A 25,815-nucleotide genomic window follows, 5' to 3' on the forward strand; every position below is an offset into this window, starting at 1 on the left:
CCGCGACAATTTGGCAATCATTCTCATTTGCAACAGCTAACAGCTCTCATTACAATCACGCCCCGTTGATGCCGGCCGCTGCCGGCAGACCCTTGGGGACCCCTGCTTGCTGCGCCCGCTTCGCCCTCGCCCACTCATCCATCGAAAGATGGGCACCGCCATGCGCGGCCAGCGTCCTGCGCTGGCCAGTCTGCTGGCGTGGGTGGCGATGCTGGCTTTGCTGCTGGGCACCCTGCCGCTGCTGCCACACGGCCAGGCCGGAATGGCCGTGCAGATGCCGCTGGAAGAGCGCGGTGGCGAAGCGTCCCCGCAGGAAGAAGCACCGGCCAAACTGCGCCGCTGTGCTGCCGCCCCGGTGAAATCGGCCGAGAAGGCGCGCCCGCCGTTGCTGCTGGCCAGCCAATGGCTGCGCAACGAGCTTGAACTCGTACCCGCCACGCCGGCCATGCCCGGCGTGCGCCCGGACTGGCCGCTGGCCGCTCCGGACACGCCCTGGGCCGACGCGCCCGGGCGCCGCCAGCAACGCGGCCAGGCGCCGCCGCTCGCCTGATTCACGGCCCCGCGTGACCGCCTGCGCGGTCGTGCCCGCACGCCGCTGCCTGCTTCATCCCTGCCGCCCCTGACCGGGCCTCCCCGTGCATGCCGCGCCGTTCGCGCCTGGCATTGCGCCACCCTGCATCCTTCGAGGTTACTGCCATGGCCCAGCGCCATCGTGTCCGTTCGTCCCTGTCCCGTACCCTGCTGACCAGCGCCGTGCTGGCAGCCATGACCGCCCCGGCCTTCGCCCACGGTGACGCTTCCGGCGCGCCACAGACGCTGGACAAGGTGGTGGTCACCGCCTCCGGCTTTGAGCAGAAGGTGGTCGATGCACCCGCCAGCATCAGCGTGGTCAGCCGCGAAGAACTCAGCAAGCGCCCGTACACCAATCTGGTCGACGCGCTGCGCGACGTTGAAGGCATCGACGTCGGCCTGGAAGCCAGCGACAAGAACGGCCGTGCCACCATCTCGATGCGCGGCCTGCCCTCCGAGTACACCCTGGTGCTGATCGACGGCCGCCGCCAGAGCAATGTCGGCCAGCTGTATCCGAACAACTTCGGCGGTGGCCAGTTCGCCTACCTGCCGCCGCTGGATGCCATCGAGCGCATTGAAGTGGTGCGCGGCCCGATGTCCACGCTGTACGGCTCGGATGCAATGGGCGGCGTGATCAACATCATCACCCGTCGCAACCAGGACAGCTGGCACGGCGCGCTCACCCAGGGCTTCACCGTGCAGCAGGACGATCAGTTCGGCGATGCACGCACCACCGACGTCTACCTCAGCGGCCCGCTGGTCAAGGACCGTCTCGGCCTGGCAGTACGCGGCAGCTACTACGACGCCAAGGCCTCCAATCCGGAGTGGGATGCACTGACCCTGCCCGACGGCAGTCTGTGGGAACGCAGCATCGGCTTCGGTGGCGGCGGCAAGTCGGTGGCCAACACCAACTGGAACACCGGTGTGCGGCTGAACTTCCACGTCAACGATGACCACGAACTGTGGCTGGACTACGACGTGTCGCGGCAGAAGTACGACAACAGCGAGGGCCAGACCGGCACCCTCGACAGCCTGGCCAGCCTGTGGCGCGTCGGCAATGCCGTCATCCCCAACCCGAACGGCAGCGGTACCGTCACCCGCCGCGTGGTGCAGCCGCGCGTGGGCTACACCGCCTACCAGCGCTACGAGCGCGACCAGTTGTCGCTGACCCACCAGGGCCGCTACAGCTTCGGCACCTGGCAGACCTCGCTGACCCACAGCAAGAGCAGCAACCTGGGCCGCTCGCTGCCGCTGACCCTGGACGAACGCGCCAACCTGCAGACCCTGTGGAACGACGTCTGCCGCCGCACCGGCGGCGCCAACAACTGCGCGGCCGGCCGCGGCAATGCACTGGCCGCCCTCAACCCAAGTGAAATGGCACGCCTGCAGGCATTCCTGCCGCGTCCGCTGCGCACCATGGAGCTGGAAGGCTACGTGCTCGACACCATGCTCGACCTCGACTTCGGCGTGCACAAGCTGACCGTCGGCGGCCAGTACAACGACACCGACATGATCGACGGCGTGTTCGGCATGGATGGCGCCGGCTACCGCAGCAACACCAAGCAGAAGCACCGCATGTGGGCGCTGTTCGCCGAGGACAACTGGTCGCTGACCGACACCCTCACCGCCACCTTCGGCCTGCGCTACGACGACCACAACGTGTTCGGCAGCCATGTCAGCCCGCGCGGCTACCTGGTGTGGAACGCCACTGACGCCTGGACCTTCAAGGGTGGCGTCAGCACCGGCTACAAGACCCCGCGACCGGATCAGCTGTTCCCGGGCATCACCGGCTTCGGTGGCCAGGGCGTGCTGCCGCTGGTGGGTTCGCCGAACCTGAAGCCTGAAACCAGCACCAACTACGAGCTGGCCGCGTACTACGAAGGCCAGCGCTGGGGCTTCAATGTCACCGGCTTCTTCAACAAGTTCGAAGACAAGATCGCCAGCGGCGGCACGTTCCCGAACTGCGAAGTGGCCCGCGCCGGCAGCGGTTACTGCGTGGACATCGGCCCGGGCTGGGCAGCACTGGGCTACAGCACCTTCACCCAGAGCGTGAACATCGACAAGGCCGAGACCCGCGGTGCGGAACTGGCCGGCCACGTCGACCTGCTCGACAACCTGCAGCTGCGCGGCAACTACACGTGGACCAAGAGCGAACAGACCAGCGGCCCCGACAAGGGACGCCCGATCTCTGGCACCACGCCGGCAAAGCACATGGCCAACGCCAGCCTCAACTGGCAGATCAACGAAGCGATCAGCCTGTCGCTGATCGGCGAAGGCCGCTACGACCGCTATCGCGACACCCTCATCGACAGTGCCGGCGCCCGCCACGTGCGCTACTACGAGGACTACACGATCTTCCATCTCGGTGGCAGCTGGAAGGCCACGCCGTGGCTGACGGTCAACGCACGGGTCAACAACCTGTTCGACAAGGACTTCGTTTCGCAGTCGTGCCTGCTGCTCAATCCCAGCGAGTTCAGCTGCGTGGACGACTACGCGACCAAGGACCAGCGCCGCAGCTACTGGATTTCGTTGAACGCGAAGTTCTGATCTCTGCGCCCTGCCCTGGCGGGTGCCGACCTTGGTCGGCACCGCTCCATCCACGCATGGCGTGGATCTACTGATCCGTGGGATTGCCGGCCAGTCCGTAGTGCCGGCCGCTGGCCGGCAATCCCCCAGGGATACAGAACGACACGCAATTGCGAGCTATTCTCATCAATGATGTAATGGGGAGTCCCCGTCCGCCTCGAACCGTGCCGTGAGCCGTCCTGCCTCTTCCACCGTGCAGCAGCAACAGAACCGTGGCTTCTGGCTGCGGACGCTGCACCAGTGGCACTGGATCAGCTCGGCGGTCTGCCTGATCGGCATGCTGCTGTTTGCGGTGACCGGCCTGACCCTCAACCATGCCGCGAAGATCGAGGCCAAGCCCGAGGTGCAGAACCAGCATCTGGAACTGCCGGCCGCGCTGCTGGGCCAGCTGGGCACGCGCGAGGATGGCAACGCGCCGATCCCGCGCCCGGCCCGGCAATGGCTGGACACGCAGCTGGGCATCGCCATCGGCGGGCGCCCGGCCGAGTGGTCGGCTGAAGAGATCTACCTGTCACTGCCACGCCCGGGTGGCGACGCCTGGCTGAGCATCGATCGCGCGACCGGCGCGGTGGAGTACGAATCAACCTCGCGCGGCGCGGTGTCCTACCTCAACGACCTGCACAAGGGCCGCAACGCGGGCCCAGCGTGGGGCTGGTTCCTGGACCTGTTCGCCGTGGCCTGCCTGGTGTTCTGCATCACCGGCCTGTTCCTGCTTCACCTGCATGCACGTCAGCGGCGCATGACCTGGCCGCTGGTCGGCCTCGGCCTGATGATCCCGCTGCTGATCGCCCTGCTGCTGATCCACTGACTTTCCTTCGTTTCCGGAGCCGCCCCATGCGCGTCACCCTGACCATCGCCCTCAGCGGCCTGCTGGCCACCTCGCCGGCCTACGCCACCACCCTCGACATCAACGTCGAAGTGCCCAAGCTCAACGTGGCCGAGTACCACCGCCCGTACGTGGCGGTGTGGCTGGAAGGCGCCGACCAGAAGGTCGCGGCCAACCTGTCGGTCTGGTACCAGCAGACCAGCAACAGCGAAGGCCACGGCACCAAGTGGCTGCCGGACCTGCGCCAGTGGTGGCGCAAGAGCGGCCGCACCCTGCAGGTGCCGGTGGACGGCGTGACCGGCCCGACCCGCCCGGCCGGCAAGCACGCGCTGTCGTTCAACGACAGGCAGCCGGCGCTGAAGCAGCTGGCTCCGGGCAACTACACCCTGGTGGTGGAAGCGGTGCGCGAAGTCGGCGGCCGCGAGCTGCTGAAGATCCCCTTCACCTGGCCGGCCACCGCCGCGCAGAACGGCAAGGCGCAGGGCGCCACCGAACTGGGCCAGGTCACCCTCGCCGTCAAACCCTGACCGCCTGACCCGGGGTCGGATCCCTTCCGCAGGAAGGGCTCTGACCCCATCGCCCTATCCCCCGGGGTCAGAGCCCTTTCCGATGGAAAGGGATCCGCCCCCTTCCAACTGGAGTCTTCCGCATGAAGCGCACGCTCGTCCTCGCCGCCGCTCTGGCCGCTGCCCTTCCCTTCTCCGCCCTGGCCCACAAGGCCTGGCTGCTGCCCTCACAGACCGTGATCGCCGGCAACGCGCCGTGGATCACCGTCGACGGTGCGGTCTCCAATGACCTGTTCTATTTCAACCACGTGCCGCTGCGCCTGGAGTCGGTGGTGATCACCGCGCCGGACGGCAGCACCGTGCAGCCGCAGAACGCGTCCACCGGCAAGTACCGCAGCGTGTTCGATGTCGAGCTGAAGCAGCCGGGCACCTACCGCATTGCGTCGGTCAATGACGGCCTGTTCGCCACCTACGAGCAGAACGGCGAGCGCAAGCGCTGGCGCGGCAGCGTGGCTACCTTCGGCGAACTGCCGAAAGACGCGAAGAAGCTGGAAGTGAGCCAGTCGGTCGGCCGCGTGGAGACCTTCGTCACCAACGGCGCGCCGAACGATACTGCGCTGAAGCCGACCAACCGTGGCATCGAGCTGGTCGCCGTCGGCCACCCGAACGATCTGTTCGCCGGCGAGGAAGCCACCTTCCGCGTGCTGGTCGATGGCAAGCCGACCGCCGGCCTGGAGTTCGAGATCGTGCGTGGCGCCACCCGCTACCGCAACGCGCAGGACGAGCTGAAGCTGACCAGCGATGCCAAGGGCGAGATCAAGGTGACCTGGCCGGAAGCCGGCATGTACTGGCTGGAGACCGGCACCGAAGACAACAAGACGTCGGTGAAGCAGGCCGCCAAGCGCCGCCTGAGCTACGTCGCCACGCTGGAAGTGCTGCCGCAGTAATGACGTGGACCGCGATGCCGGGCAGGCCCCGGCATCGCGCCTGCAGCACACCACCATGACCGATCCCCTGCTCGACATCGCCCGCCTCGGTGGCACCACCATGGGCACCACCTGGAGTGTGTCGCTGGTCGCGTCGCGCCAGCGCGACCTGCACCCGCTGCATGCCGGCATCCAGGCGCGGCTGGACGAGGTGGTCGCGCAGATGAGTACCTGGGAGCGCGGTTCGGATCTGAGCCGCTACAACCGCGCCGACGCCGGCCAATGGTGCGTGCTGCCCGCCGAAACGCGCCACGTTGTGGCCTGCGCACAGGCCATCGCTTCCGCCAGTGACGGCGCCTTTGATCCCACCATCGGTCCGCTGGTTGCGCTGTGGGGCTTCGGTGCACATGCCGCTGAACGCCGGCAGCCCGACGACGCTCCCCTGCAGGCCACGCGCGATCGCTGCGGTTGGCAGCGCCTGCAGTGGCAGGACGATGCGCTGCTGCAACCGGGCGGACTGGAACTGGATCTCTCTGCGATCGCCAAGGGCTTTGGCGTCGACCATGTCGCTGCGTGGCTGCGCACACAGGGCATCACTGCCGCGCTGATCGAAGTCGGTGGCGAGCTGGCCGGCTACGGCCGCAAACCGGACGGCCAGCCGTGGCGCGTGCTGGTGGAATCCGCACCGGAAGAAGACGTGCACACCGATACCCCGCCACGGGTGCTGGCGCTGGACGGCAAGGCGGTGGCGACTTCCGGCGATCGCTGGCACCAGTACCAGGCCGGTGGCGAGGCCTACAGCCACAGTCTCGACCCGCGTACGGGCAGGCCGGTGCGGCAGGTTGCCGCGGCAGTAACCGTGGTGGCCGACGACGCCATGCGCGCCGATGCCTGGGCCACCGCACTGACCGTGCTGGGTCGCGAACAGGGCATGGCGCTGGCCGAACGCGAAGGACTGGCTGCACGCTACCTGCAACGCACCGCAGAAGGCCCGCAGGAATTTCTCAGCAGCGCCTTCCAGCGCCTGCTCGACGGGCAGGACGCATGAGCGCACGTCCATCGCGCGCGTGGCTCGGCAACACTCTGGTCCTGCTCCTGCTGGCGCTGATCGGTTGGGCGCTGCTGCGCCTGCATCTCGGCGAAGCGTGGTGGCAGGGCGCGCCACCGGTGCGACACGCGCAGATCGCGGGAATCGCCACGGCGCTGTATGCGCTGGCCTGCGCTGCACTGTGGTGGCGAGGGCGCCCGCGCGACGATGCCACAACCGGTGACAGGCCCCCGATCCTGCTGGTCTGGTCCAGCCAGACCGGCTTCGCCCGCGAACTCGCCGAGCGCAGCGCCGAGGCCCTGCGCGGTGCCGGCGTGCCGGTGCGTGTGCGCGGACTGCATGAGGTGGATGCAGCTCTGCTGGCTTCCAGCCAGCGCGCGTTGTTCATCGCAAGCACCACCGGTGAGGGTGACCCGCCCGACCACGCCCTGCCGTTCCTGCGCGGGGTGATGGCCGCGCCGCCTTCGCTGCAGCACCTGCACTACGGCGTGCTCGCGCTGGGCGACCGCAGCTATGGCCACTTCTGCGGATTCGGCCACCAGCTGGACACTTGGCTGCGCCAGCACGGTGCACATCCGCTGTTCGATGCGATCGAGGTCGACAATGCCGATCCGGCGGCGCTGCGACATTGGCAGCAGTTGCTGGGACAACTTGGCGGCGGCGCCACTGAACTGCCCGACTGGAGCCCGGCCGAGTATCAGCCGTGGACGCTGCTGCAACGCGAGCATCTGAATCCGGGCAGCCCCGGCGGCCCGGTGTACTGGTTGCGCCTGCAGCCCCCGCCTGGCGTCGATGTGCAGTGGCAGGCCGGTGACATCGCCGAGATCGGCCCGCAGCACCCACGCCACAGCGCGCGCGCCTGGCTCGATGCACAGGGCTTCAATGCCGACACGGTGCTGGATGACGGGCAGGCGTTGCTGGCCCGTATCGAGCGCTCGCACCTGCCCTCATTGGTTCCCCCGGGTGATCTGCCCGCACTGCTGGCGACCCTGCAACCACTGCCCCATCGCGAGTATTCCATCGCCTCGGTGATGGCCGACGGCGCGGTGGAGTTGCTGCTGCGCCGCCAGCTGCGCGCCGATGGCACGCCAGGGATCGGCAGCTGCTGGCTGTGCGACCACGCCGCCATCGGCGAACCGGTGCAACTGCGCCTGCGCCGCAACGACAATTTCCAGGGCGTGCCCGCCGATGTGCCGCTGCTGCTGATCGGTAATGGCACCGGCATCGCCGGCCTGCGCGCGCACCTGCACGAACGCGCCCTGCAGGGCGCGCGCCGTACCTGGCTGCTGTTCGGCGAGCGCACCGCCGCGCACGACTTCCATTTCGGTGAAGAACTGCAGGCGATGCTGGCGGACGGCTCGCTGGCACGGCTGGATGCAGTGTTCAGCCGCGACGGCGGCGCGCATCCCTATGTGCAGGACCGGCTGCTGGCCGAAGCGGCAACGCTGCACCAGTGGGTGGATGAAGGCGCCACGATCCTGGTCTGCGGCAGCCTGCAGGGCATGGCGCCGGCCGTGGATGCAGTGATCGAGCAGGTGCTGGGTACCGCGGGCAAAGAAGCGCTGTTGCTGGCCGGTCGTTACCGGCGCGATGTGTATTGAGGCCACCGCATCCACGCATGGCGTGGATGTACTGCTCCACTTCGGCGGATGCGAATCGCCTTCTGGCGGATGCGAATCGCCTTCTGGTGGGTGCGAACCGATTTCTGGTGGGTGCGAACCTTGGTTCGCACCATGACGCGGTATCGGTGGCCGCATCCACGCACGGCGTGGATCTACTGTAGAGCCGAGCCCATGCTCGGCTGACCTCACCGCAGCCGAGCATGGGCTCGGCTCTACACGGTCATGCCATCGTCGCCGCACTCACCCGTATCGCCAGCAACTCGCCCCCACCCTGCAGCGCATGGCGTTGCCGTTCACCGGCCGCCAACCACGCAGTGTCTCCCGCCTGCAGCGCCGGCAAACCACTGTCGGCACCAAACTCCGCCTGACCGGCCAGCAGATGCAGCGCCCAGGCAACGCCCGGTTCGCAGAAGAAGAACATCGTGCCCACCAGCGGCCGGTGCAGCAGCTCGGCCTGCAGCAGCTCGCGCTTCCACATCAGGTTGAAGTCATGGGTGGTGCCATCGACCAGTTCACCGTGCAGCGCTTCCTCGCCGGCAAAGCGCACGCGTCCGTGCGGTGGCAGCACCTCGGCCACGCGGCCATCGTCGAAGCGAAGACGCACACCATTGCCCTGCAGCAGCACCAGTTCGCGCTCCACACCGGGGAAGGCAGAGAACGCGGCGTCCTGTTCGATCTCGGCCACCGACAGGCGCAGCGCCCAGTCGTCACCCTGCGCCGGCAGGCGCAGGATCTCGCGGGTCCAGCCCAGGCCGTTGCGCCAGCGCTCGCGGCGATAGTCCAGGCGGGAGATCACCTGGCTCGGAGTGTGCAGCAGGGAGTCGATGTTCATCGGCGCATTGCATCATGCCGCGCGCCGTCGTGCATCACCGGGTGGCGAGCGTGCCCTGGCCACCGCACTCACCGCCCAGCAGCTGCGAGTGCTTCAGCCAGTCCTGGTCGGGGTAGTAGGCGAACACCATCGTGCCGCCACGCAATGCGTCGATCAGCGGCTTGGCCACCGACAGGCGTACCGCAGGGCAGCCCAGGCTGCGGCCGAGCCGTCCCTGCAGCTGCGCGGTCGCCGGGTTCACGTAGGGGGCGCCGTGGATGACGATGGCGCGTTCGCGCGCGCGGTCGTTGAAGCCCGGTTCCAGCCCGGCCAGGCGCAGCGAGTACCCATTGCCGCCCATGTAGGTCTCCTGCGCGGTGAACGCGCCAAGACTGGACATGAAGCTGCCATCGCGGTTGGAGAAGTGTTCGGTGCGGTTCTCACCGCTGTTGCGGCCATGCGCCACCCATTCCTCGAACAGCAGGCGCTGGTGGGCCAGGTCGAACACCCACAGGCGCGGCTCGGTGGACGGCCGCGAATAATCGATCACGCTGAGGCGATCACCATTGATGCCCAGCTCCGGCCGCTGCAGCGCGCAGCGCATGGCGTGCGCCGCCAGCTGCAATACGTGGCGGTCGGCCTTGGGCGCACTGCGCGACAGCAAGGCGGCCAGATCATCGGCACTGGTGGCAAGGGCGGGCGTCTGTGCCAGCGCTGGAGCGCTGGCCGAGGTCGCCAGCAGGCCGAACGCGGCCAGCCGGCACAGGCGGGATGCAGTCATGGGCACAACGAAGGGACTCAGTTGCCCTTGAGGGTGGACCCTGGCGGCTCGGATTCCAAGACCGGCTGCATTCCGGATTCAGCCGGGCTTGGGCGGACCGCCGGCAGCGAGGTCACCAGCAGGGTAGTGCCCGGTACCAGCACCTGGTACAGCTGGCGGGCGAAATCGGCCGGCAACGCCATCGGCAGCGAGGGCGTGGCCAGCAGGTCCGGCGTGGCCTGGGCACGGTCCTGGCCCAGCAGCGGATAGGCCGTCCACTGGTGCAGGCGCTGGTTCGCGTCCAGCGGGCTGGGCGTATCGCTGTAGCCCTGCCCCATCACGAACAGGGTGGTGCCCTGGAACGCCGGCAGGGCGTCGGCCTTCAGCGGCGACTCGCCGATCATCACGCCATCGCGCAGCACGTACAGGCGCTGGTCGTGCAGGCTGACCAGGATGCCGACCTGCCCCGCCGGCGCCGCGCTGTCGTTCCACCAGGCCTGCGCCGGCGCCCCACCCTCGGTCTCCGGCAAGGCCTGGCCACGCGCGTTGACCGGTGCCAGTACCGACGGATAGGCCAGGGTCATCGGCGAGCTCTTGGCATCGGCCACGACCACGGTGTCGCCACGCTGGGTTTCACTGAACAGCTTCTGCGCGAAGGCCTGCGGCAGCCGCACGCAGCCATGCGAGGCCGGATGACCAGGCAGGCTGCCGCCATGCAGGGCGATGCCGTCCCAGGTCAGCCGCTGCATGTAGGGCATCGGCGCGCTGTTGTAGAGGTTGGACTTGTGGTCCTTGTCCTTCTGCAGGATGGTGAACACGCCGGTCGGCGTCTCATGCCCAGCCTTGCCCGAGCTGATCGTGGTCAGGCCGATGGCAATGCCGTTGCGGTACACGTACGCGCGCTGCTCATCGAGGCTGACCACCAGCACGATCGGGCCGGTCGGTGAAATTTCCGGATGCCACAGGTATTCGCCCGGCTTGAGGTCGGTCGGTCCGCGCACTTCGGCGGTGCTGGCTGCGGCAGCGGCAGGCTTGGCGGCCGGCGTCGGCGCAGCGGCATGGCCCAGCAGCGGCAGGGCCAGTGCAAGGGCGAGCATCAGGGTAGTGGGGCGGTGCAGAAGCATCCAGCGGGGGTCCTTTCCATGCGGTGCGGCCACCGTACACCATCGACCCGTGGTGGCCGCGGCAAAACCAGGTGCCGGAAATGAAACTGCCCGGCGACACAGCCATGTGTCGTACCGGGCAATCGTTACGTCCTTGTCGGCCTGCTGCCGCCCCCTCGCATCCTGCGCTGTGGGGGTAGCGTTGCATCCTGCACGCGGCCGCGTCTGTCCTGTTTGTATCTCAGCCCCTTCCACAGGTCTGTGATGCCACCATCCTGGTGATTGGTGCCGCGTCCTGCGGCGGTCGGTGGTCACGGCCTTCCTGTCCGTGTCCGGTGAACCAGCCTCCTGCCGGTTCCGACGATTCCTGCTGTCAGCGCCTGGGTACGGTTCGCACCGGTACCGATCCGGGTACCGGATCCGCCGGCAACAACCTGTTGCCTACGGTGATCCGCTGTCGATTCCGTTCGACGATTGCTTTCCCTATCCCCTTCACCTGCGTCAGGTCCTCGACGCGATGAAACGGGCCGTGTCTGCGCCGGTGCTCGACGATCGCCTCGGCCTTGGCGGCTCCGACCATCGTCAATCCCTGCTGCAGCGCCTGGGCATCGGCGCGGTTGATGTCGATCGGTTCGGCGGCATGCGCCCCAGCGATCCACACGACCAGCACCAGTGCCCTCAACACGACACTCCAAGGCACGACGTGTATCTCCTTGTGATTCTGGCCGTCCCGACCGGCAATCCCGTCGGTAGGAACAGTGTCCGTCACCACATGCACACAGCCTATCGGTTTCCTGGATTTCTAAAAGCCAGCCAAATACCCGACGTGATGTAGGAAAAACCCTACCCGCGGCACAGGCGTAGAATGGCCGGATCAGCCCATGCAACCGGAGTTTCAGATGGACAGCGCCAAGCTCGGCCAATTCGTCAATGACAAGTGGGACAGCGAAATCGTCCCGCAGTTGGTCGACTACATCCGCATTCCCAACAAGTCGCCGATGTTCGACGCCAATTGGGTGCAGAACGGCTACATGGAACAGGCGGTCACCCTGATGGAGAACTGGGCCAAGGCCCAGCAGCTGCCCGGCCTGAAGGTTGAAGTGGTGCGCCTGGAAGGCCGTACCCCGCTGATCTTCCTGGAAATTCCGGCTACCGGCGCCGAAACCGGCGACGACACCATCCTGCTCTACGGCCACCTCGACAAGCAGCCGGAAATGACCGGCTGGGACGACGACCTCGGCCCGTGGACCCCGGTCCTGCGCGGCGACAAGCTGTATGGCCGCGGCGGTGCGGACGACGGCTACGCCATCTTCGGCTCGCTGGCCGCGGTGCTGGCACTACAGGCCCAGGGCCTGCCGCACGCCCGCTGCGTGGTGCTGATCGAAGCCTGTGAAGAGTCGGGCAGCTATGACCTGCCGGCCTACGTCGACCACCTCGCCGACCGCATCGGCAAGCCGTCGCTGGTGGTCTGCCTGGATTCGGGCTGCGCCAACTACGACCAGCTGTGGTGCACCACCTCGCTGCGCGGCCTGACCGGCGGCAACTTCACCGTGAAGGTGCTCAACGAAGGCGTGCACTCCGGCGATGCCTCCGGCGTGGTGCCGTCCAGCTTCCGCCTGCTGCGCCAGCTGCTGTCGCGCATCGAGGACCAGGACACCGGCCGCATCCTGATCGACGGCATGAACGTTGAGATCCCGGCCGAGCGCCAGGAACAGGCCAAGCGCGCCGCCGAAGTGGTCGATACCGAGATCTTCGAGAAGTTCCCGATGGTCGACGGTCTGCGTCCGATGAACGAGGACCTGACCGAGCTGGTGCTCAACCGCACCTGGCGCCCGGCACTGTCGGTCACCGGCGTCGGTGGCATGCCGGCGCTGGAATCGGCCGGCAACGTGCTGCGCCCGCAGACCTCGGTGAAGCTGTCGCTGCGCCTGCCGCCGACCGCCGATGGCAAGACCTGCGGTGAGCTGCTGAAGGAAGCGCTGCTGCGCGACCCGCCGAACGGTGCGCAGGTCACTCTGGATCTCGAAAAGGCCTCCACCGGCTGGAACGCCCCGGCCATGGCGCCGTGGCTGACCCAGGCCATCGACGACGCCAGCCAGGCCTTCTTCGGCAAGCCGGCGATGTACATGGGCGAAGGCGGCTCGATCCCGTTCATGGGCATGCTGGGTGAGAAGTTCCCGGGCGCCCAGTTCATGATCACCGGCGTGCTCGGACCGCACTCCAACGCGCACGGCCCGAATGAGTTCCTGCACATCCCGATGGGCAAGAAGGTCACCGCCTGCGTGTCCAAGGTGATCAGCGAGCACTACGCCGCCAGCCTGCGCGGCGAGACCAGCGGTTCGCCGGTGGCTGCCGACAGTGGCACCCGCCACGGCGACCACGGCTGCTGCTGAATCCGGCACACCGTGACGGACGCAGCCTGGCCTTGCTAGGCTGCGTCCACCCTTGGTGGAAATCGCGCGCATGAATGGTCTGTTCGGCAGCAGCAGCTGGCTCTACATCATCCTGGTCGGCTTCTTCGTCGGCCTGCTCGGGCGATTCTTCATGCCCGGCAACAACCGCATGGGCTGCCTGCTGACCATCGTGCTGGGCATCATCGGCGCGCTGCTGGCCGGGTGGTTCGGCCAGTACATGGGCTGGTACGCCCCCGGTGAGCCGGCCGGCTTCCTCGGTGCGGTGCTGGGCGCGGTGGCCGTGCTGGCCGTCCTGCGTCTGTTCAGCGGTCGCCGCTGATCCCGCACCCTCTTCCCTTCCTGTTCCCGACGTAGGCGCGCCCGGCGCGCCCGGATATGCCTGCATGACCGAACCCGCCTCCGATCCCCAGCGCAGCGCGCAGCGCCTGCAGTGGGCCCGTACCCAGCTCGATGATTCCAGTGCGGTGGTCGAACGCGCCTCGGTCGATGCCGGCATGCGCAGCTACTGGCGCACCACCAGCACGCGCGGCAGCCACATCGTGATGGATGCCCCGCCGGGGCTGGAAGATCCGCGCCCGTGGCTGCGCATGCGCGGCCTGCTGGATGACAACGGCCTGCGTGTGCCCGCGCTGCTGGCACAGGATCTGGATGCCGGCTTCCTGCTGCTGGAAGATCTCGGCGGCCCGACCCTGGCGAAGATCCTCGACGAGCGCAACGCCGATGAATGGTTCGGCCGCTCGATCGAACAGCTGCTGCGCCTGCAGGCGATCCCGGTGCCGGCCGACTTCGGCCAGTTCGGCGAAGCACTGCTGCAGCGCGATGCCGGCCTGTTCGACGAATGGTTCCTGCAGCGCCACCTGAACCTGGAACTGGACTGCGGCGAGATTGAAGGGCTGCAGCTGGTGCACCGCCGCTTGATGGACAACGCGCTGGGCCAGGCCCAGCTGATGACCCATCGCGACTACATGCCGCGCAATCTGATGCCGGTCGAGAATGGTCCGGCAGTGCTGGATTTCCAGGACCTGGTGCGCGGCCCGATCGCCTACGATGCGATGAGCTTGTTCAAGGACGCGTTCCTGAGCTGGCCGCTGCAGCGTGTGGACGAGTGGCTGGCGCAGTATCACGAGCGCGCCCGCAACGCCGGCCTGCCGGTGCCCGACCGTGCCACCTTCCTGCGCGATGCCGACTGGATGGGCATCCAGCGCCACGTGAAGATCCTCGGCCTGTTCTGCCGCCTGCGCTATCGCGACAACAAGGGCCATTACCTCGACGACGCGCCGCGCTTCATCACCTATCTGGATGAAGTGCTGCCGCGCTACCGCGAGCTGGCACCGCTGCAGCAGCTGCTGGAAGACCGCATCAAGCCGGCGCTGGCCGACCTGGCCGCACCGATGCGCGTGGCCCGATGAAGGCACTGATCTTTGCTGCCGGCCTGGGCGAGCGCATGCGCCCGCTGACCCTGCACACGCCCAAGCCGCTGCTGGACGTGGCCGGCAAACCGCTGATCGTCTGGCACCTGGAACGCCTGGCCGCACTCGGCGTGCGCGAGGTAGTGGTCAACACCGCATGGCTGGCCGAACAGTTTCCAGCGACGCTGGGCGATGGCAGCCAATGGGGCTTGCGCCTGCATTTCATGTACGAAGGGCAGACCCCGCTGGAAACCGGCGGCGGCATCCTCAACGCGTTGCCGGTGCTGGGCGACGCCCCGTTCCTGGTCGTGAACGGCGACATCTGGACTGATTTCGATTTCGCCACGCTGCCGCGCGAACCGCAGGGCCAGGCGCATCTGGTACTGGTCGACAATCCTGTACAGCACCCGGACGGCGACTACCGCCTGGATGCACAGGGCCTGCTGCACCACGACCGCGAAGGACCGTGCCTGACCTATGCCGGCATCGGCATGTATCGCCCTTCCATCGTGGCCGACTGGCGCACGGTGATCGGTGATGCACCGGGCAGCGAGCGGCTCCCACCGAAGTTCTCGGTGGTGCCGCTGCAGAAGCACTTCATGGCACAGGGGTTGATGACGGGGCAGCACCATCGCGGGCGCTGGACCGATGTCGGGACCGTGGATCGCCTGCGCGCGCTGGATGCTGAGTTGGCGGCGAACGGCTGAGCCCCTCGTGGTTGGTCGCGTAGAGCGGATCGCGTGTTTGGCCGGTCGGGTGGGCCATGCAGGGGACGCTGCAAGTACGTCCATGTAAGCTCGATGGCGCCATCCATGGCGCCAACGCCCCTGCATGGCCCACCCGACCGGCCTCTGACAGTTTCCGTGGGCGTCCAGCCACGGAAAAGAAAAAAGAAAAGCAAAAGCGGGTCGCGTCGCTACGCTCGCTCTGGTGTCGACCAAGGTCGACACCCATCAACAGCAATGCAGTACGCAGTCCCGGCAGATCGCGGGAACCTGTCGAAGGCGGGGTGGCTCAGGTTGCGGGGGCGTGAGCGCCATGGATGGCGCGACCGAGGCTACATGGACGTACTTGCGCCGTCCCCCGCAACCTGAGCCACCCCGCCATCCCACGGATAGCCAGCTTTTGACGTTGACGTTGCTTCGGCTTCTGCGGGTGCAGGGCGGCAGCCCTGCAAAGCAAACCCCACCCTCAGTAACGCGGCCGGCCTTCTTCCAGCACCTGGCGCAGGAACGGCACGGTGATCCGCCGCTTCGCCGCCAGCGACTCCCGGTCCAGCCAGTCCAGCAGCGTGATCAATCCACCCAGCTCGCGCCCGGTATGCGACAGCAGCCACTCGATGGAGGCCTCGTCGATCGCCAGCCCACGCCGCAGCGCGCGCTCACGCAGCACCGCTGCCCGCCCTTCCTCATCCAGCGGCTGCAGCAGCACACGCACGCACTGGCCCAGCCGCGAACGCAGATCGGGCAGTACCAGGCCCAGTTCTTCCGGCGCCTTCTGCGCCGTGTACAGCACGGTCACGCCCGCAGCGCGCGCGCGGTTGTGGAAATCGAACAGCGCGATCTCGTCCTCGCGGTTGCCGGCCACCTCGTCCAGGCCGTCCAGCGCCACCAGCTCGCGCGCCTCCAGCCCATCCAACGCCGCGCGTACGCGGCCGGCGGCGCTGGCCAGCGGTACGTAGGTCGGCAGTCGCCCGGCCTGCTCGGCGCTGGAGCACATCGCCAGTGCCTGGTGGGTCTTGCCCGTGCCCGCCGCACCTTCCAGATAAACCCATTCGTGGCTGGCACCCACCGCGATCGCGCGCAGCTGCGCCAGCGCGCCGTCCGGCGCGCCGATGAAGGTCTCCAGGCGCTGGTCCCGCGGGTAATGCAGGGCCAGCGGCAGTTGCGGCACACCCATCACTTCAGGTCGGGGCCCTTGTCGTTCGGAATGATGATATGGGGGGCATCGACCACGCCATCAAGCACGATCGCCGGCTTCTCACCCACGTACAGCTCGCTCTGGCGATAACGCTGGTGCGCGTAGCGCAGCAGCACGTTGGTCACCGCTGCCACCGGCAGCGCCAGCAGCATGCCGAGGAAGCCGAACAGCTGGCCGCCGGCCATCACCGCGAAGATAACTGCCACCGGGTGCAGGCCGATCTTGTCGCCGACGATGCGCGGGGTCAGCACGTAGCTTTCCAGCAGCTGGCCCACGGTGAACACCACGCCGACCAGGATCAGCAGCTTCAGGTCGAAGCCCTGTGCCTGCACCAGTGCGGCGACCACCGCCATCAGGATGCCGGTGGTCGCGCCCAGGTAGGGAATGAAGCTGATCAGGCCGGCAATCAGGCCGATCAGCAGACCCAGCTTGAGGCCGACCAGCGACAGGCCGCCGGCATAGATCACGCCCAGCGCCAGCATCACCAGGAACTGACCGCGGATGAAGGCGCCCAGCACCTCGTTGGACTCACGCGCCAATGCGCTGATGGTGCCGATCTGGTTGCGCGGAATCACCGACGCCACGCGCTCGACCAGCTTGTCCCAGTCACGCAGGAAGTAGAACGCCAGGATCGGCAGCAGCAGGATGTTGACCACCCAGGTCACCATCGCAAAGCCCGAACGCGAGACGTAGCCCATGAACGTGGTGGCGAAGCCGCCGGCCTGCTGCCAGTGGCTGCGCACCCATTCGATCAGGCGGTCCGGGTCCAGCCACTGCATCACTTCCAGGCCGGTCTTCTGCTCGAACCAGGGAATGCCCTTTTCCATCAGCCACGCCTGTGCCTGCGGCGCGACCGCAATCAGGGTGGTGATCTGGCGCTCGATCATCGGCACCAGCACCAGCAGCAGCGCCACGATCACCAGCACCATCGCCGCGAACACCAGCACCACGCCAGTCATGCGCGAACGGCCGGTGGCCTCGATGCGGTCCACCAGCGGATCGCCCAGCCAGGCCAGCGCCAGCGCCAGCACGAACGGGGTCAGGATCGGCGCCAGCAACCACACCACCCAGCCGATCAGGCCGGCGAACAGGATGTACTTCAGACGGCGCAGGAACTGCGCGATTTCCGCTTCCGGGGTCAGGTTCATCGCAGGCGGTACTCGTTGCTGACCGGCGCAGCGACCGGGGCACCGGTGGTGTCGTCGATCGGCGTCGGCAGGGCCGGCAGCGGTGCGCTCGGCACCAGCACGCCGTTGTCGCCCAGCATGCGGTTGAAGCCGGCCAGGCCGGTGGTCATCTCCAGGCTCAGCTCCAGCTGGCCGGCCGAAGCGTGCAGCGGGGTGACGTTGCGCACCACCGGCACCTCACGCAGGCCGGCAGCCAGGCGCAGGTAGTCGTCGGCACTGTTGATGCCGGTGACCACCACCCGATAGGTGCCGGCCTGGCCGACGGCCGCGCCGGCCTTGGCATAGCGCTTGACCAGCGCATCGGCGGCACCATCGGCACCGGCGGCCATCGCGCGCATGGCGTTGGCGTCCTTGCTGGTCCACTTGTTCAGCTCACGGCCGTTGTCGACGAACACCCAGTCCGCCTGCCAGCCGCCGTTGGCGCGGTACAGCTTGCCGATCAGCTGCATCGGCGGCGCGTAGCGCGAAGAGGCACGGGCCACGGCGGCACTGTCCTGGCGCCAGATGGCACCGGCCAGCGCCTGTTCGGCGGCACCACCGCTGGGCAGGCCCAGCTTGTAGCCGCGCTCGATGGCGCGGTTCAGCAACGGGCGGGCGGCGTTGGCCTGCTGCACGCTGACCAGGCGCGGACCGCTGCCGTCATCGACGGCCAGCCACAGCACCGGCTTCGGTCGCGGCTGCGGCCACAGCGGCAGGCCCAGCGCCGACACCAGCGAATCAACATCGTCCTCGCGGAAGCGGGCCACCAGCAGGGTACGGAAGCTGGGGGCGCCACTGGCGCTCACGCTCTGGTCCTGCTTGTAGTCGTAGCTGGCCACGTAATCCTTGGCATTGCGCAGCGCCTGGGCCACGCCAGGGCGCGACATCACGCTGCGATCGCCGGACAACTTGCCCAGTACAACGCTCAAGGCGCGGGCCAGGGCGCCGTTGCGGTCGGCTTCGGCCTGGCTGTTGACGGGCACTTCGGCCTCGTACGCGCCAGTGGCGGTGGCAACATCACCCTCGGTGCGCAGGCCGCTCTGGGCCATCGTGGCCACCGGCAGGCTCAGCGCAAGGAGCAGGGTCAGAATCAGGCTGCGGCGCATCAGGACATCCATTGGCTCGACGTATCCGGGGGAATTGTTGCCCGAATACGGCCTTTGCGCCAATGCGGCCTGTTAAAATCGCCCGTTCAACCCCTGCCAGCGCCGACGCCCGTGACCAACACCCCGTCTTCCGCCCCCTCCCCCCTCACCTACCGTGACGCGGGTGTCGACATCGACGCCGGCAACGAACTGGTCGAGCGGATCAAGCCCCTGGTCAAGCGCAGCTTCCGCCCGGAAGTGATGGGCGGCCTGGGCGGCTTCGGCGCCCTGTTCGACCTGTCCAACAAGTACCGCGAGCCGGTGCTGGTGTCGGGCACCGACGGCGTGGGCACCAAGCTGAAGCTGGCCCACCAGCTGAACCGCCACGATACGATCGGCATCGATCTGGTCGCCATGTGCGTGAACGACGTGCTGGTGCAGGGTGCCGAACCGCTGTTCTTCTTGGACTACTTCGCCACCGGCAAGCTGGACATAGACACCGCCGCGGCGGTCGTGGGCGGCATCGCCAACGGCTGCACCGAGGCCGGCTGCGCGCTGATCGGCGGCGAAACCGCTGAAATGCCCGACATGTATGCCCCGGGCGAGTACGACCTGGCCGGCTTCACCGTCGCCGCCGTCGAGAAGAGCGAGCTGAAGGATGGCGCCAGCGTGGCTGCCGGCGACGTGCTGATCGGCATCGCTTCGTCCGGCCCGCATTCCAACGGCTACTCGCTGGTGCGCCGCATCTACGACCGCGCCGGCCGCCCGGCCGAGCTGGAGCTGGAAGGCGGCGTGAAGCTGGTCGATGCGCTGATGGCGCCGACCCGCCTGTACGTGAAGCCGATCCTGTCGCTGCTGAAGTCGCACGGCGCGGCCATCCACGGCATGGCCCACATCACCGGTGGCGGCCTGACCGAGAACATCATCCGCGTGGTGCCCGACGGCCTCGGCCTGGACATCCAGGCCTCGTCCTGGACCCTGCCGCCGGTGTTCCAGTGGCTGCAGAAGGAAGGCGCAGTCGCCGACAGCGAGATGTGGCGCACCTTCAACTGCGGTATCGGCTTCGTGCTGATCGTGGCGCCGGACCAGGTGGCCGCGGTATCCGATGCGGTCAAGGCGCAGGGCCTGGAGCACTGGACCATCGGCCAGGTGGTCACCGCCGAAGGCGCCGAGCGCGTCCACATCGCCTGATCCCGACAACCCAGGAGCCCGCATGGACGCAACGCCCCCCTTGTCGCCCGCCCCCGTGCCGCCGCCGCTGGCGACGGTACCGGTGTTCAGCGCGCAGGATGCCGACCACCTGCGCATGCTGGCCATCGCGCACTACGTGGTCGGCGGCCTGATCGTGCTGTTCTCGCTGATCTTCATCATCCACATCGTGCTGGGCATCACCGCGCTCACCGGCAACCTGCCGATGAATTCCGGCGGCCAGCCGTCGTCGCCGGCCGAGCAGCGCCTGTTCGGCTGGATGTTCACCCTCATCGGTTGCGTCGCCGTATTCGGAGGCGTCACCCTGGGCGCGTTCGTCGCCTATGCCGGCCGCTGCCTGGCCCAGAGACGCCGCTACCTGCTGTGCCTGATCGCGGCCGGCCTGGCCTGCCTGTTCACCCCCATCGGCACGGTGCTGGGGGTGTTCGGCCTGATCACCCTGCTGCGCCCGCAGGTGAAGGCCGCCTTCGACCTTCCCGCCACGCCCGCATGACCGCCTCCGGCAATCCGCCGCCGCTGCCGCATCAGACCCTGGCGCAGTTGCAGCTGACCAGCCATCTACAGACGCTGAAAGTGCTGTTCTACGCGTTGGCCGGCTTCCATTGGTTCGCCACAGTGGCGTTCCTTGGCCTCAGCGGATGGGTTGCCCACTCGCGCGGGCTGGACGACGCCTGGATGCTGACCACGGTCTATGCGTCCATCGCCGTGCTGGCGGCCGTGCTGGGGTTCGTGCAGTTGTATACCGCGCGCCAGCTGTCACATCGCACCGGGCTGGCCTGGTGCCGGCGCGCGGCGTGGCTGGGCGTACTGGCCGGCCCGCTGGGCATGGCCTTGGCCGCCTATGCCTGGGTGTTCCTGTCCAAACCTGACATGGCCGCGCTGTTCGACCGCGGCGACCACCTCAGTGTCTGAACCTGCCGGCAGACGCTCCGTCCTTTCCTGATCGATTTCCCATGTCCGCGCCTGCCCTCCCGACGTCCGCTTCGCCCACCACCCACCGTTTCTCGGGCCCCAAGAAGCTGGCCTTTGCCGCCGTGCTGGCGGTGTTCGCAATCAGCTGGGTCCACCCGCTGTGGCCTACCGAACAGGCCCTGCACAGCACCCTGACCGTGATCGGGCTGGCCGCGCTGCTGTGGGTCGACCGTCGCGGCGGCTGGCTGGGCAACGGTGCCTTCATCGCGATCTGCGGCTTCATCGCCCTGCACTGCGTGGCCGCGCGCTGGCTGTATTCCAACGTGCCCTACGACGCCTGGGCGCAGACGCTGAGCGGCTGGTCGCCGAATGCGGCCTTCGGTTGGCAGCGCAACCATTTCGATCGCCTCATCCACTTCCTGTTCGGCGTCTGCTTCACTCCTGCGCTGCTGCAGCTTGCCCGTCATGCGTGGCCGGCGCTGCGCCTGGGCCAGGCCTTCACCCTGGCGGTGATGACGGTGATGTGTGCCAGCCTGGTCTACGAATGGTTCGAGTGGGCCATCGCGCTGGCGCTGTCACCGGATGCTGCCGAGGCCTACAACGGGCAGCAGGGCGACATGTGGGACGCGCACGCCGACATGCTGATGGCCACCCTCGGCAGCCTGCTGATCTGGCCGCTGATCCGCCGGAGCGCCCAGCAGTGACCGCGACCACCCGCATTGCCGTGCTCGCCTCCGGTCGCGGCAGCAACCTGCAGGCCATCCTCGATGCCATTGCCGACGGCCGACTGCCCGCCGAGGTGGTCGGCGTGTTTTCCGACCGCCCCGCCGCAGAGGCCCTGCAGCGCGTCGCACCGAACCTGCGCTGGGCGCATGCACCGAAGTCCTTCAGCGACCGCGCCAGCTACGAGCAGGCGCTCGGCGATGCGCTGGCCGCAGTACAACCGGACTGGATCGTCTGCGCCGGCTACATGCGCATCCTCGGCGCGGCCTTCGTACAGCGCTTCAATGGCCGGCTGGTCAACATCCATCCATCGCTGCTGCCGCTGCACAAGGGCCTGGACACCCACGCCCGGGCGCTGCAGGCGGGCGACGCCGAGCACGGTGCCAGCGTGCATCTGGTCGTGCCCGAGCTGGATGCGGGCGCCGTGCTGGCGCAGGTGCGGGTGCCGGTGCTGCCCGGCGATGACGCCGACAGCCTGGCCGCGCGCGTGCTGGCGGTGGAGCATCCGCTGCTGATCGCCACCCTGCAGCTGTTGTGCGCCGGCCGCCTGGCTGAACGGGAGAGCCAGCCGCAACTGGACGGTCACCCCCTGTTTAGCCCGTTGGCCCTAGATTCCGCCGGGAACCTGAACCGGTAGTCCCCATGCACACGCCCCGCTGACTGCGGGGCTGGCATCCTGCCCCCTCCTGCGGTCCCTGTCCTCCATGAAGACCACGACCCTGCTGTCCACTCCATTGCTGTTGTCGCTTGCCGTGTTCCCCGGCGTGGGCTGGGGCCAGGCACAGGCGCCCGCCACCCCGCCGGCACCCGTGCCCGCAGCGCAGCCGCCAGCCGATGCGCCGGCCGTACCGATGCCACCGGCACTGGCCTGGGAGCCACCGCCGCTGCAACCGTTCAGCGCCACCTACCAGGCCTTCTACAAGGGCAAGGAAGCGGGCGATGCCAGCATGCAGGTCACCCACACCGGCGGCAGCCAGTGGCGGGTGGACATGCAGGTGGTCGGCCGCCGCGGCTTTGCCAGCGTGCTGGGCCTGAACATCGAACAGAGCACGGTGTTCGAGGAGCGAAGCGGCGTGTATGCGCCGCTCAGCCAGAGCACGGTGCGCAAGGGCCTGTTCCTGGGCAAGAAGGCGGTCGGCACCTACAACTGGCAGGCCGGCACCGCGCAATGGACCGGTGACGTCAAGAAGGAACGCGCGCAGCCGATCCCGCTGCAGCCGGGCGACCAGAGCGCGCTGCTGATCAACCTGGCGATCATGCGCGATGCGCGTCCAGGCGCCTCCATGCATTACCGCTACGTGGACATGGGCAAGGTCCGCGAACACGACTACCAGGCCGCGCCGCAGACCGAGAACGTCGAGGTCGGCGACCTGTCCTACAACGCACTGCGGGTCTACCGGACCAACGGTGGCAGAAACGAAACCATTCTCTGGATCGCCAACGGTGTCCCCACCCCGGTGCGCATCCTGCAACGCGAAGACGGCGAAGACCGCGTCGATCTGCGCCTGATCGAATACCAAGGAGTCTGAGCATGAATACCCTGACCCGCCCCCTCACCTGGATCGCAGCCGCTGCCCTGACCGTGGCCAGCCTGCCGGCCATGGCGCTGGAACCGTTCAAGGCCGATTACCTGGCCAGCTACATGGGCATGCAGGCCAACGGCACCATGACCCTGGCCAGCGAAGGCAGCAACAAGTGGCGCTACAGCCTGCAGGTGAAGAACCAGCTGGCCGACCTCAGCCAGAGCACGGTGTTCGAGGAAGTGCGTGGCCAGCTGCGCCCGCTCAGCAGCCAGGACCGTTCGGCGCTGCTGGTGAAGAAGCGCAACGTGCAGGCCAACTACAACTGGACCAGCAACCAGGCCACCTGGACCGGTGACATCAAGCCGGATCGCGCTGGCCCGATTGCGCTGAAAGCCGGTGACATGGACGCGCTGCTGATCAACCTGGCGATCGCCCGTGACCTGGCGGCGGGCAAGCCGCTGACCTATCGCATGGTCGACGAAGGCCGCATCAAGAACATGACGTACCGTGTGATCGGCAAGGAATCGATCACCGTGGGCGGCAAGAGCTACGAGGCCACCAAGGTCTCGCGCGCCGACGGCAACAAGGAGCTGATCGCCTGGATCGTGCCGGAATTCCCGGTGCCGGCGCGCATGCTGCAGCGTGAGAGCGGCCGCGATGCGCTGGACCTGACCATCAAGGCGATGAACTGATTGTTGGGGTCGGATCCCTTCCCCCGGGAAGGGCTCTGACCCCGGTTGCGACATGGCTGGGTCAGAGCCCTTTCCGTCGGAAAGGGATCCGACCCCGCGAAAGAAAACGCCCGCTTCCGCGGGCGTTTTCTTATTTCTTCGCTTCGGCCGGTTTCTCTTCGGCCGCCTTGAACTCGGTGCGGCAGTCCACGCGGATCTGCTCGCCGGTGCTGCGCCAGACGAAGGTGCGGCAATGGCGGTTGCCGTCCTGGCTGTCATTCACCGCAACCGCATAGAACGACTCGATGATCTCATCACGCGAGACCGTGCCGTCGCCGTTCCAGTCCATGTCCTTCTGCTCGATGCCCTGGGTGATGGCGATGTTGGCGTACCAGGCATAGCCCAGCCACGCCAGCACGATCAGCACCAGGGCCAGCAGCGCCTTGCGGCGCGGGCTGAACTTGCCGCGCAGGATCATGGCACGCGCCGGATGGTGGCACCGAGCGAAGACAGCTTCTCTTCGATGTTCTCGTAGCCACGATCAAGGTGGTAGATGCGGTCGATGGTGGTCTCGCCGCTGGCCATCAGGCCGGCCAGGATCAGCGAGGCCGATGCACGCAGGTCGGTGGCCATCACCGGCGCGCCGCTCAGGTGCTCGTTGCCACGCACGATGGCGGTATGCCCTTCGACCTGGATGTCCGCGCCCAGGCGCAGCAGTTCGTTGACGTGCATGAAACGGTTCTCGAAGATCGTTTCGTTGATCACGCCCACGCCGTCGGCCACGCAGTTGAGCGCCATGAACTGCGCCTGCATGTCGGTCGGGAATGCCGGGTACGGCGCGGTGGTGAGGTTGACCGCCTTCGGCCGCTTGCCCTGCATGTCCAGGGTGATGCTGTCGTCGGTGGTCTCGATCTTCGCACCGGCTTCGACCAGCTTGGACAGCACCGCGTCCATGGTGTTCGGGCGCGCACGGTTGACCGTGACCTTGCCACCGGTCATCGCTGCGGCCACCAGGAAGGTGCCGGTCTCGATGCGGTCGGGCAGCACTTCATGGCGGCCGCCGGACAGGCGCTCGACGCCTTCGATCACCAGGCGGGCAGTGCCCAGGCCTTCGATCTTCGCGCCCAGCGCGATCAGGCAGTGCGCCAGATCGGTCACTTCCGGTTCCATCGCGCAGTTGTCGAGGATGGTGGTGCCTTCGGCCAGCACCGCGCCCATCAGCACGTTCTCGGTGCCGGTGACGCTGACCATGTCGAAGGTGAAGTGGCCGCCCTTCAGACGCTTGGCGGTGGCCTTGATGAAGCCGTTCTCGACCACGATCTCGGCGCCCAGCGCCTGCAGGCCCTTGATGTGCTGGTCGACCGGACGCGAACCGATCGCGCAGCCGCCCGGCAGCGATACTTCCGCCGCACCGAAGCGGGCCAGCAGCGGACCCAGCACCAGGATCGAGGCGCGCATGGTCTTGACCAGCTCGTACGGTGCCACGTGCTGGTTGACCGAACGCGGGTCGACCACGATCGCACTGCCACGCGACAGCGTGCCCTGGTCGATGGTGACCTTGGCGCCCAGCTCGCCCAGCAGCTTCACCGTGGTGACCACGTCGTGCAGGTGCGGCACGTTGGTGATCTCCACCGGCGCATCGGCCAGCAGGGTCGCGCAGAGAATGGGGAGGACGGCGTTCTTGGCGCCGGAGATGCTCACTTCACCGTGCAGCACAGCGCCGCCGGTCACAACGATCTTGGCCATGTATTCGGGATCTTCTGCGGTTCAGCCGGCTTCGGCCGGGGTCACGGTTTTCAGCGCCAGCGCGTGGATCGCGCCGCCCATCAGGTCGCCCAGCGTGGCATACACCATGCGGTGGCGGGCCAGCGGCATCTTGCCGGCGAAGGCCTCGCAGACCACGGTCGCTTCGAAATGCACGCCATCGTCGCCCTGCACGTCGGCGCGGGCGCCGGGCAGGCCGGTTTCGATCAGATTGCGGATGGTGTCGGCGTCCAACGGGCTTTCCTAATAAAATGTGCCTCC

At 67.6% G+C, this 25,815-nt stretch carries 28 protein-coding genes; 18 read left to right on the top strand and 10 right to left on the bottom strand.

The genetic code is table 11. From position 1 onward, the window contains the following. Positions 1 to 148: 148 nt before the first annotated feature. The 7 genes from D5301_RS17800 to D5301_RS17830 all read left to right on the top strand — a co-directional run bounded on the left by D5301_RS17800 (position 149) and on the right by D5301_RS17830 (position 8,063). On the top strand, positions 149 to 550 hold the full coding sequence (locus D5301_RS17800) for a hypothetical protein (RefSeq protein ID WP_032129248.1): 402 nt from the start codon (positions 149 to 151) through the stop codon (positions 548 to 550). Positions 551 to 696: 146 nt separating this feature from the next. After that, on the top strand, positions 697 to 3,117 hold the full coding sequence (locus tag D5301_RS17805) for a TonB-dependent receptor (protein ID WP_153856453.1): 2,421 nt from the start codon (positions 697 to 699) through the stop codon (positions 3,115 to 3,117). Between the two features lie 208 nt (positions 3,118 to 3,325). After that, positions 3,326 to 3,964, top strand: a complete 639-nt coding sequence (locus D5301_RS17810; RefSeq protein ID WP_071228079.1) for a PepSY-associated TM helix domain-containing protein — start codon at positions 3,326 to 3,328, stop codon at positions 3,962 to 3,964. Between the two features lie 26 nt (positions 3,965 to 3,990). Beyond that, positions 3,991 to 4,509 carry a DUF2271 domain-containing protein gene (locus D5301_RS17815; RefSeq protein WP_005408420.1) on the top strand — a complete coding sequence of 173 codons (519 nt, stop codon included), beginning with the start codon at positions 3,991 to 3,993 and terminating at the stop codon, positions 4,507 to 4,509. Positions 4,510 to 4,631: 122 nt separating this feature from the next. Next, entirely contained in the window at positions 4,632 to 5,435 is an 804-nt protein-coding gene (locus D5301_RS17820; RefSeq protein WP_032129250.1) for a DUF4198 domain-containing protein, read from the top strand. A gap of 55 nt (positions 5,436 to 5,490) precedes the next feature. Beyond that, a complete protein-coding gene (locus D5301_RS17825) occupies positions 5,491 to 6,462 on the top strand; it encodes an FAD:protein FMN transferase (protein ID WP_110714272.1) in 972 nt (323 codons plus the stop codon). Then, positions 6,459 to 8,063 carry a sulfite reductase subunit alpha gene (locus D5301_RS17830; protein ID WP_153856454.1) on the top strand — a complete coding sequence of 535 codons (1,605 nt, stop codon included), beginning with the start codon at positions 6,459 to 6,461 and terminating at the stop codon, positions 8,061 to 8,063. The genes D5301_RS17825 and D5301_RS17830 overlap by 4 nt, the downstream gene beginning before the upstream one ends. Positions 8,064 to 8,304: 241 nt before the next feature. On the opposite strand, the gene D5301_RS17835 is transcribed toward D5301_RS17830, so the two are convergent. The 4 genes from D5301_RS17835 to D5301_RS17850 form a co-directional block, all read right to left on the bottom strand. Next, positions 8,305 to 8,916 (bottom strand): HutD family protein, encoded by a 612-nt coding sequence (locus D5301_RS17835; protein ID WP_153856455.1) that lies wholly within the window; start codon positions 8,914 to 8,916, stop codon positions 8,305 to 8,307. A gap of 34 nt (positions 8,917 to 8,950) precedes the next feature. Further along, on the bottom strand, positions 8,951 to 9,676 hold the full coding sequence (locus D5301_RS17840) for a murein L,D-transpeptidase catalytic domain family protein (RefSeq protein ID WP_004147404.1): 726 nt from the start codon (positions 9,674 to 9,676) through the stop codon (positions 8,951 to 8,953). A 17-nt stretch (positions 9,677 to 9,693) separates the two neighbouring features. Then, complete coding sequence (locus D5301_RS17845) at positions 9,694 to 10,779, bottom strand: L,D-transpeptidase (RefSeq protein WP_032129253.1); 1,086 nt, start codon at positions 10,777 to 10,779, stop codon at positions 9,694 to 9,696. A gap of 352 nt (positions 10,780 to 11,131) precedes the next feature. After that, positions 11,132 to 11,458 carry a helix-hairpin-helix domain-containing protein gene (locus D5301_RS17850; RefSeq protein ID WP_012510302.1) on the bottom strand — a complete coding sequence of 109 codons (327 nt, stop codon included), beginning with the start codon at positions 11,456 to 11,458 and terminating at the stop codon, positions 11,132 to 11,134. A 199-nt stretch (positions 11,459 to 11,657) separates the two neighbouring features. On the opposite strand from D5301_RS17850, the gene D5301_RS17855 reads away from it, so the two are divergent. The 4 genes from D5301_RS17855 to murU all read left to right on the top strand — a co-directional run bounded on the left by D5301_RS17855 (position 11,658) and on the right by murU (position 15,288). Further along, a complete protein-coding gene (locus D5301_RS17855; RefSeq protein ID WP_010483606.1) occupies positions 11,658 to 13,151 on the top strand; it encodes a M20 family metallopeptidase in 1,494 nt (497 codons plus the stop codon). 70 nt (positions 13,152 to 13,221) lie between these two features. Beyond that, entirely contained in the window at positions 13,222 to 13,491 is a 270-nt protein-coding gene (locus D5301_RS17860) for a GlsB/YeaQ/YmgE family stress response membrane protein (protein ID WP_049398791.1), read from the top strand. A 64-nt stretch (positions 13,492 to 13,555) separates the two neighbouring features. Then, positions 13,556 to 14,581: a phosphotransferase gene (locus D5301_RS17865; RefSeq protein ID WP_153856457.1), complete on the top strand. Its 1,026-nt coding sequence runs from the start codon at positions 13,556 to 13,558 to the stop codon at positions 14,579 to 14,581. Further along, positions 14,578 to 15,288, top strand: a complete 711-nt coding sequence (gene murU / locus D5301_RS17870) for an N-acetylmuramate alpha-1-phosphate uridylyltransferase MurU (protein ID WP_153856458.1) — start codon at positions 14,578 to 14,580, stop codon at positions 15,286 to 15,288. Before D5301_RS17865 ends, murU begins: the two co-directional genes overlap by 4 nt. A gap of 484 nt (positions 15,289 to 15,772) precedes the next feature. Here the strand turns inward: murU and hda are convergent, their stop codons facing one another. From hda to D5301_RS17885, 3 genes are read right to left on the bottom strand one after another with little or no spacing between them, the layout of a single operon-like run. Beyond that, a complete protein-coding gene (hda, locus tag D5301_RS17875; protein WP_153856459.1) occupies positions 15,773 to 16,480 on the bottom strand; it encodes a DnaA regulatory inactivator Hda in 708 nt (235 codons plus the stop codon). After that, positions 16,480 to 17,649: an AI-2E family transporter gene (locus D5301_RS17880; protein ID WP_032130360.1), complete on the bottom strand. Its 1,170-nt coding sequence runs from the start codon at positions 17,647 to 17,649 to the stop codon at positions 16,480 to 16,482. Before D5301_RS17880 ends, hda begins: the two co-directional genes overlap by 1 nt. After that, the gene (locus tag D5301_RS17885) at positions 17,646 to 18,785 is read right to left on the bottom strand and encodes a DUF2066 domain-containing protein (RefSeq protein WP_153856460.1); all 1,140 of its coding nucleotides are present in this window, start codon (positions 18,783 to 18,785) and stop codon (positions 17,646 to 17,648) included. The genes D5301_RS17880 and D5301_RS17885 overlap by 4 nt, the downstream gene beginning before the upstream one ends. A 99-nt stretch (positions 18,786 to 18,884) precedes the next feature. Here D5301_RS17885 and purM point away from each other — a divergent pair, with 99 nt between their 5' ends. From purM to D5301_RS17920, 7 genes are all read left to right on the top strand, one after another. After that, on the top strand, positions 18,885 to 19,943 hold the full coding sequence (gene purM / locus D5301_RS17890; RefSeq protein ID WP_049421530.1) for a phosphoribosylformylglycinamidine cyclo-ligase: 1,059 nt from the start codon (positions 18,885 to 18,887) through the stop codon (positions 19,941 to 19,943). A 22-nt stretch (positions 19,944 to 19,965) separates the two neighbouring features. Then, on the top strand, positions 19,966 to 20,454 hold the full coding sequence (locus D5301_RS17895) for a hypothetical protein (RefSeq protein WP_153856461.1): 489 nt from the start codon (positions 19,966 to 19,968) through the stop codon (positions 20,452 to 20,454). Then, the gene (locus D5301_RS17900) at positions 20,451 to 20,873 is read left to right on the top strand and encodes a hypothetical protein (protein WP_032130364.1); all 423 of its coding nucleotides are present in this window, start codon (positions 20,451 to 20,453) and stop codon (positions 20,871 to 20,873) included. Before D5301_RS17895 ends, D5301_RS17900 begins: the two co-directional genes overlap by 4 nt. A gap of 41 nt (positions 20,874 to 20,914) precedes the next feature. Further along, positions 20,915 to 21,577, top strand: a complete 663-nt coding sequence (locus D5301_RS17905; RefSeq protein WP_049398166.1) for a DUF2238 domain-containing protein — start codon at positions 20,915 to 20,917, stop codon at positions 21,575 to 21,577. Beyond that, complete coding sequence (purN, locus tag D5301_RS17910) at positions 21,574 to 22,233, top strand: phosphoribosylglycinamide formyltransferase (protein ID WP_032130366.1); 660 nt, start codon at positions 21,574 to 21,576, stop codon at positions 22,231 to 22,233. The genes D5301_RS17905 and purN overlap by 4 nt, the downstream gene beginning before the upstream one ends. A gap of 67 nt (positions 22,234 to 22,300) precedes the next feature. Next, entirely contained in the window at positions 22,301 to 23,125 is an 825-nt protein-coding gene (locus D5301_RS17915) for a DUF3108 domain-containing protein (protein ID WP_032130367.1), read from the top strand. Between the two features lie 2 nt (positions 23,126 to 23,127). Then, positions 23,128 to 23,811 (top strand): DUF3108 domain-containing protein, encoded by a 684-nt coding sequence (locus D5301_RS17920; protein ID WP_010483632.1) that lies wholly within the window; start codon positions 23,128 to 23,130, stop codon positions 23,809 to 23,811. Positions 23,812 to 23,941: 130 nt separating this feature from the next. Here D5301_RS17920 and D5301_RS17925 read toward each other — a convergent pair whose 3' ends face one another. Genes D5301_RS17925 through D5301_RS17935 form a run of 3 tightly spaced genes read right to left on the bottom strand, consistent with a single transcriptional unit; the run spans position 23,942 to position 25,788 of the window. Next, positions 23,942 to 24,268 carry a hypothetical protein gene (locus tag D5301_RS17925; protein WP_049459898.1) on the bottom strand — a complete coding sequence of 109 codons (327 nt, stop codon included), beginning with the start codon at positions 24,266 to 24,268 and terminating at the stop codon, positions 23,942 to 23,944. Continuing rightward, positions 24,265 to 25,536 (bottom strand): UDP-N-acetylglucosamine 1-carboxyvinyltransferase, encoded by a 1,272-nt coding sequence (gene murA, locus D5301_RS17930; protein WP_153856462.1) that lies wholly within the window; start codon positions 25,534 to 25,536, stop codon positions 24,265 to 24,267. The genes D5301_RS17925 and murA overlap by 4 nt, the downstream gene beginning before the upstream one ends. A gap of 21 nt (positions 25,537 to 25,557) precedes the next feature. Beyond that, positions 25,558 to 25,788 carry a BolA family protein gene (locus tag D5301_RS17935; RefSeq protein ID WP_005408396.1) on the bottom strand — a complete coding sequence of 77 codons (231 nt, stop codon included), beginning with the start codon at positions 25,786 to 25,788 and terminating at the stop codon, positions 25,558 to 25,560. Between the last annotated feature and the right edge of the window lie 27 nt (positions 25,789 to 25,815).

This window comes from Stenotrophomonas sp. MH181796, assembly GCF_009659995.1.
GTDB lineage: Bacteria > Pseudomonadota > Gammaproteobacteria > Xanthomonadales > Xanthomonadaceae > Stenotrophomonas > Stenotrophomonas riyadhensis.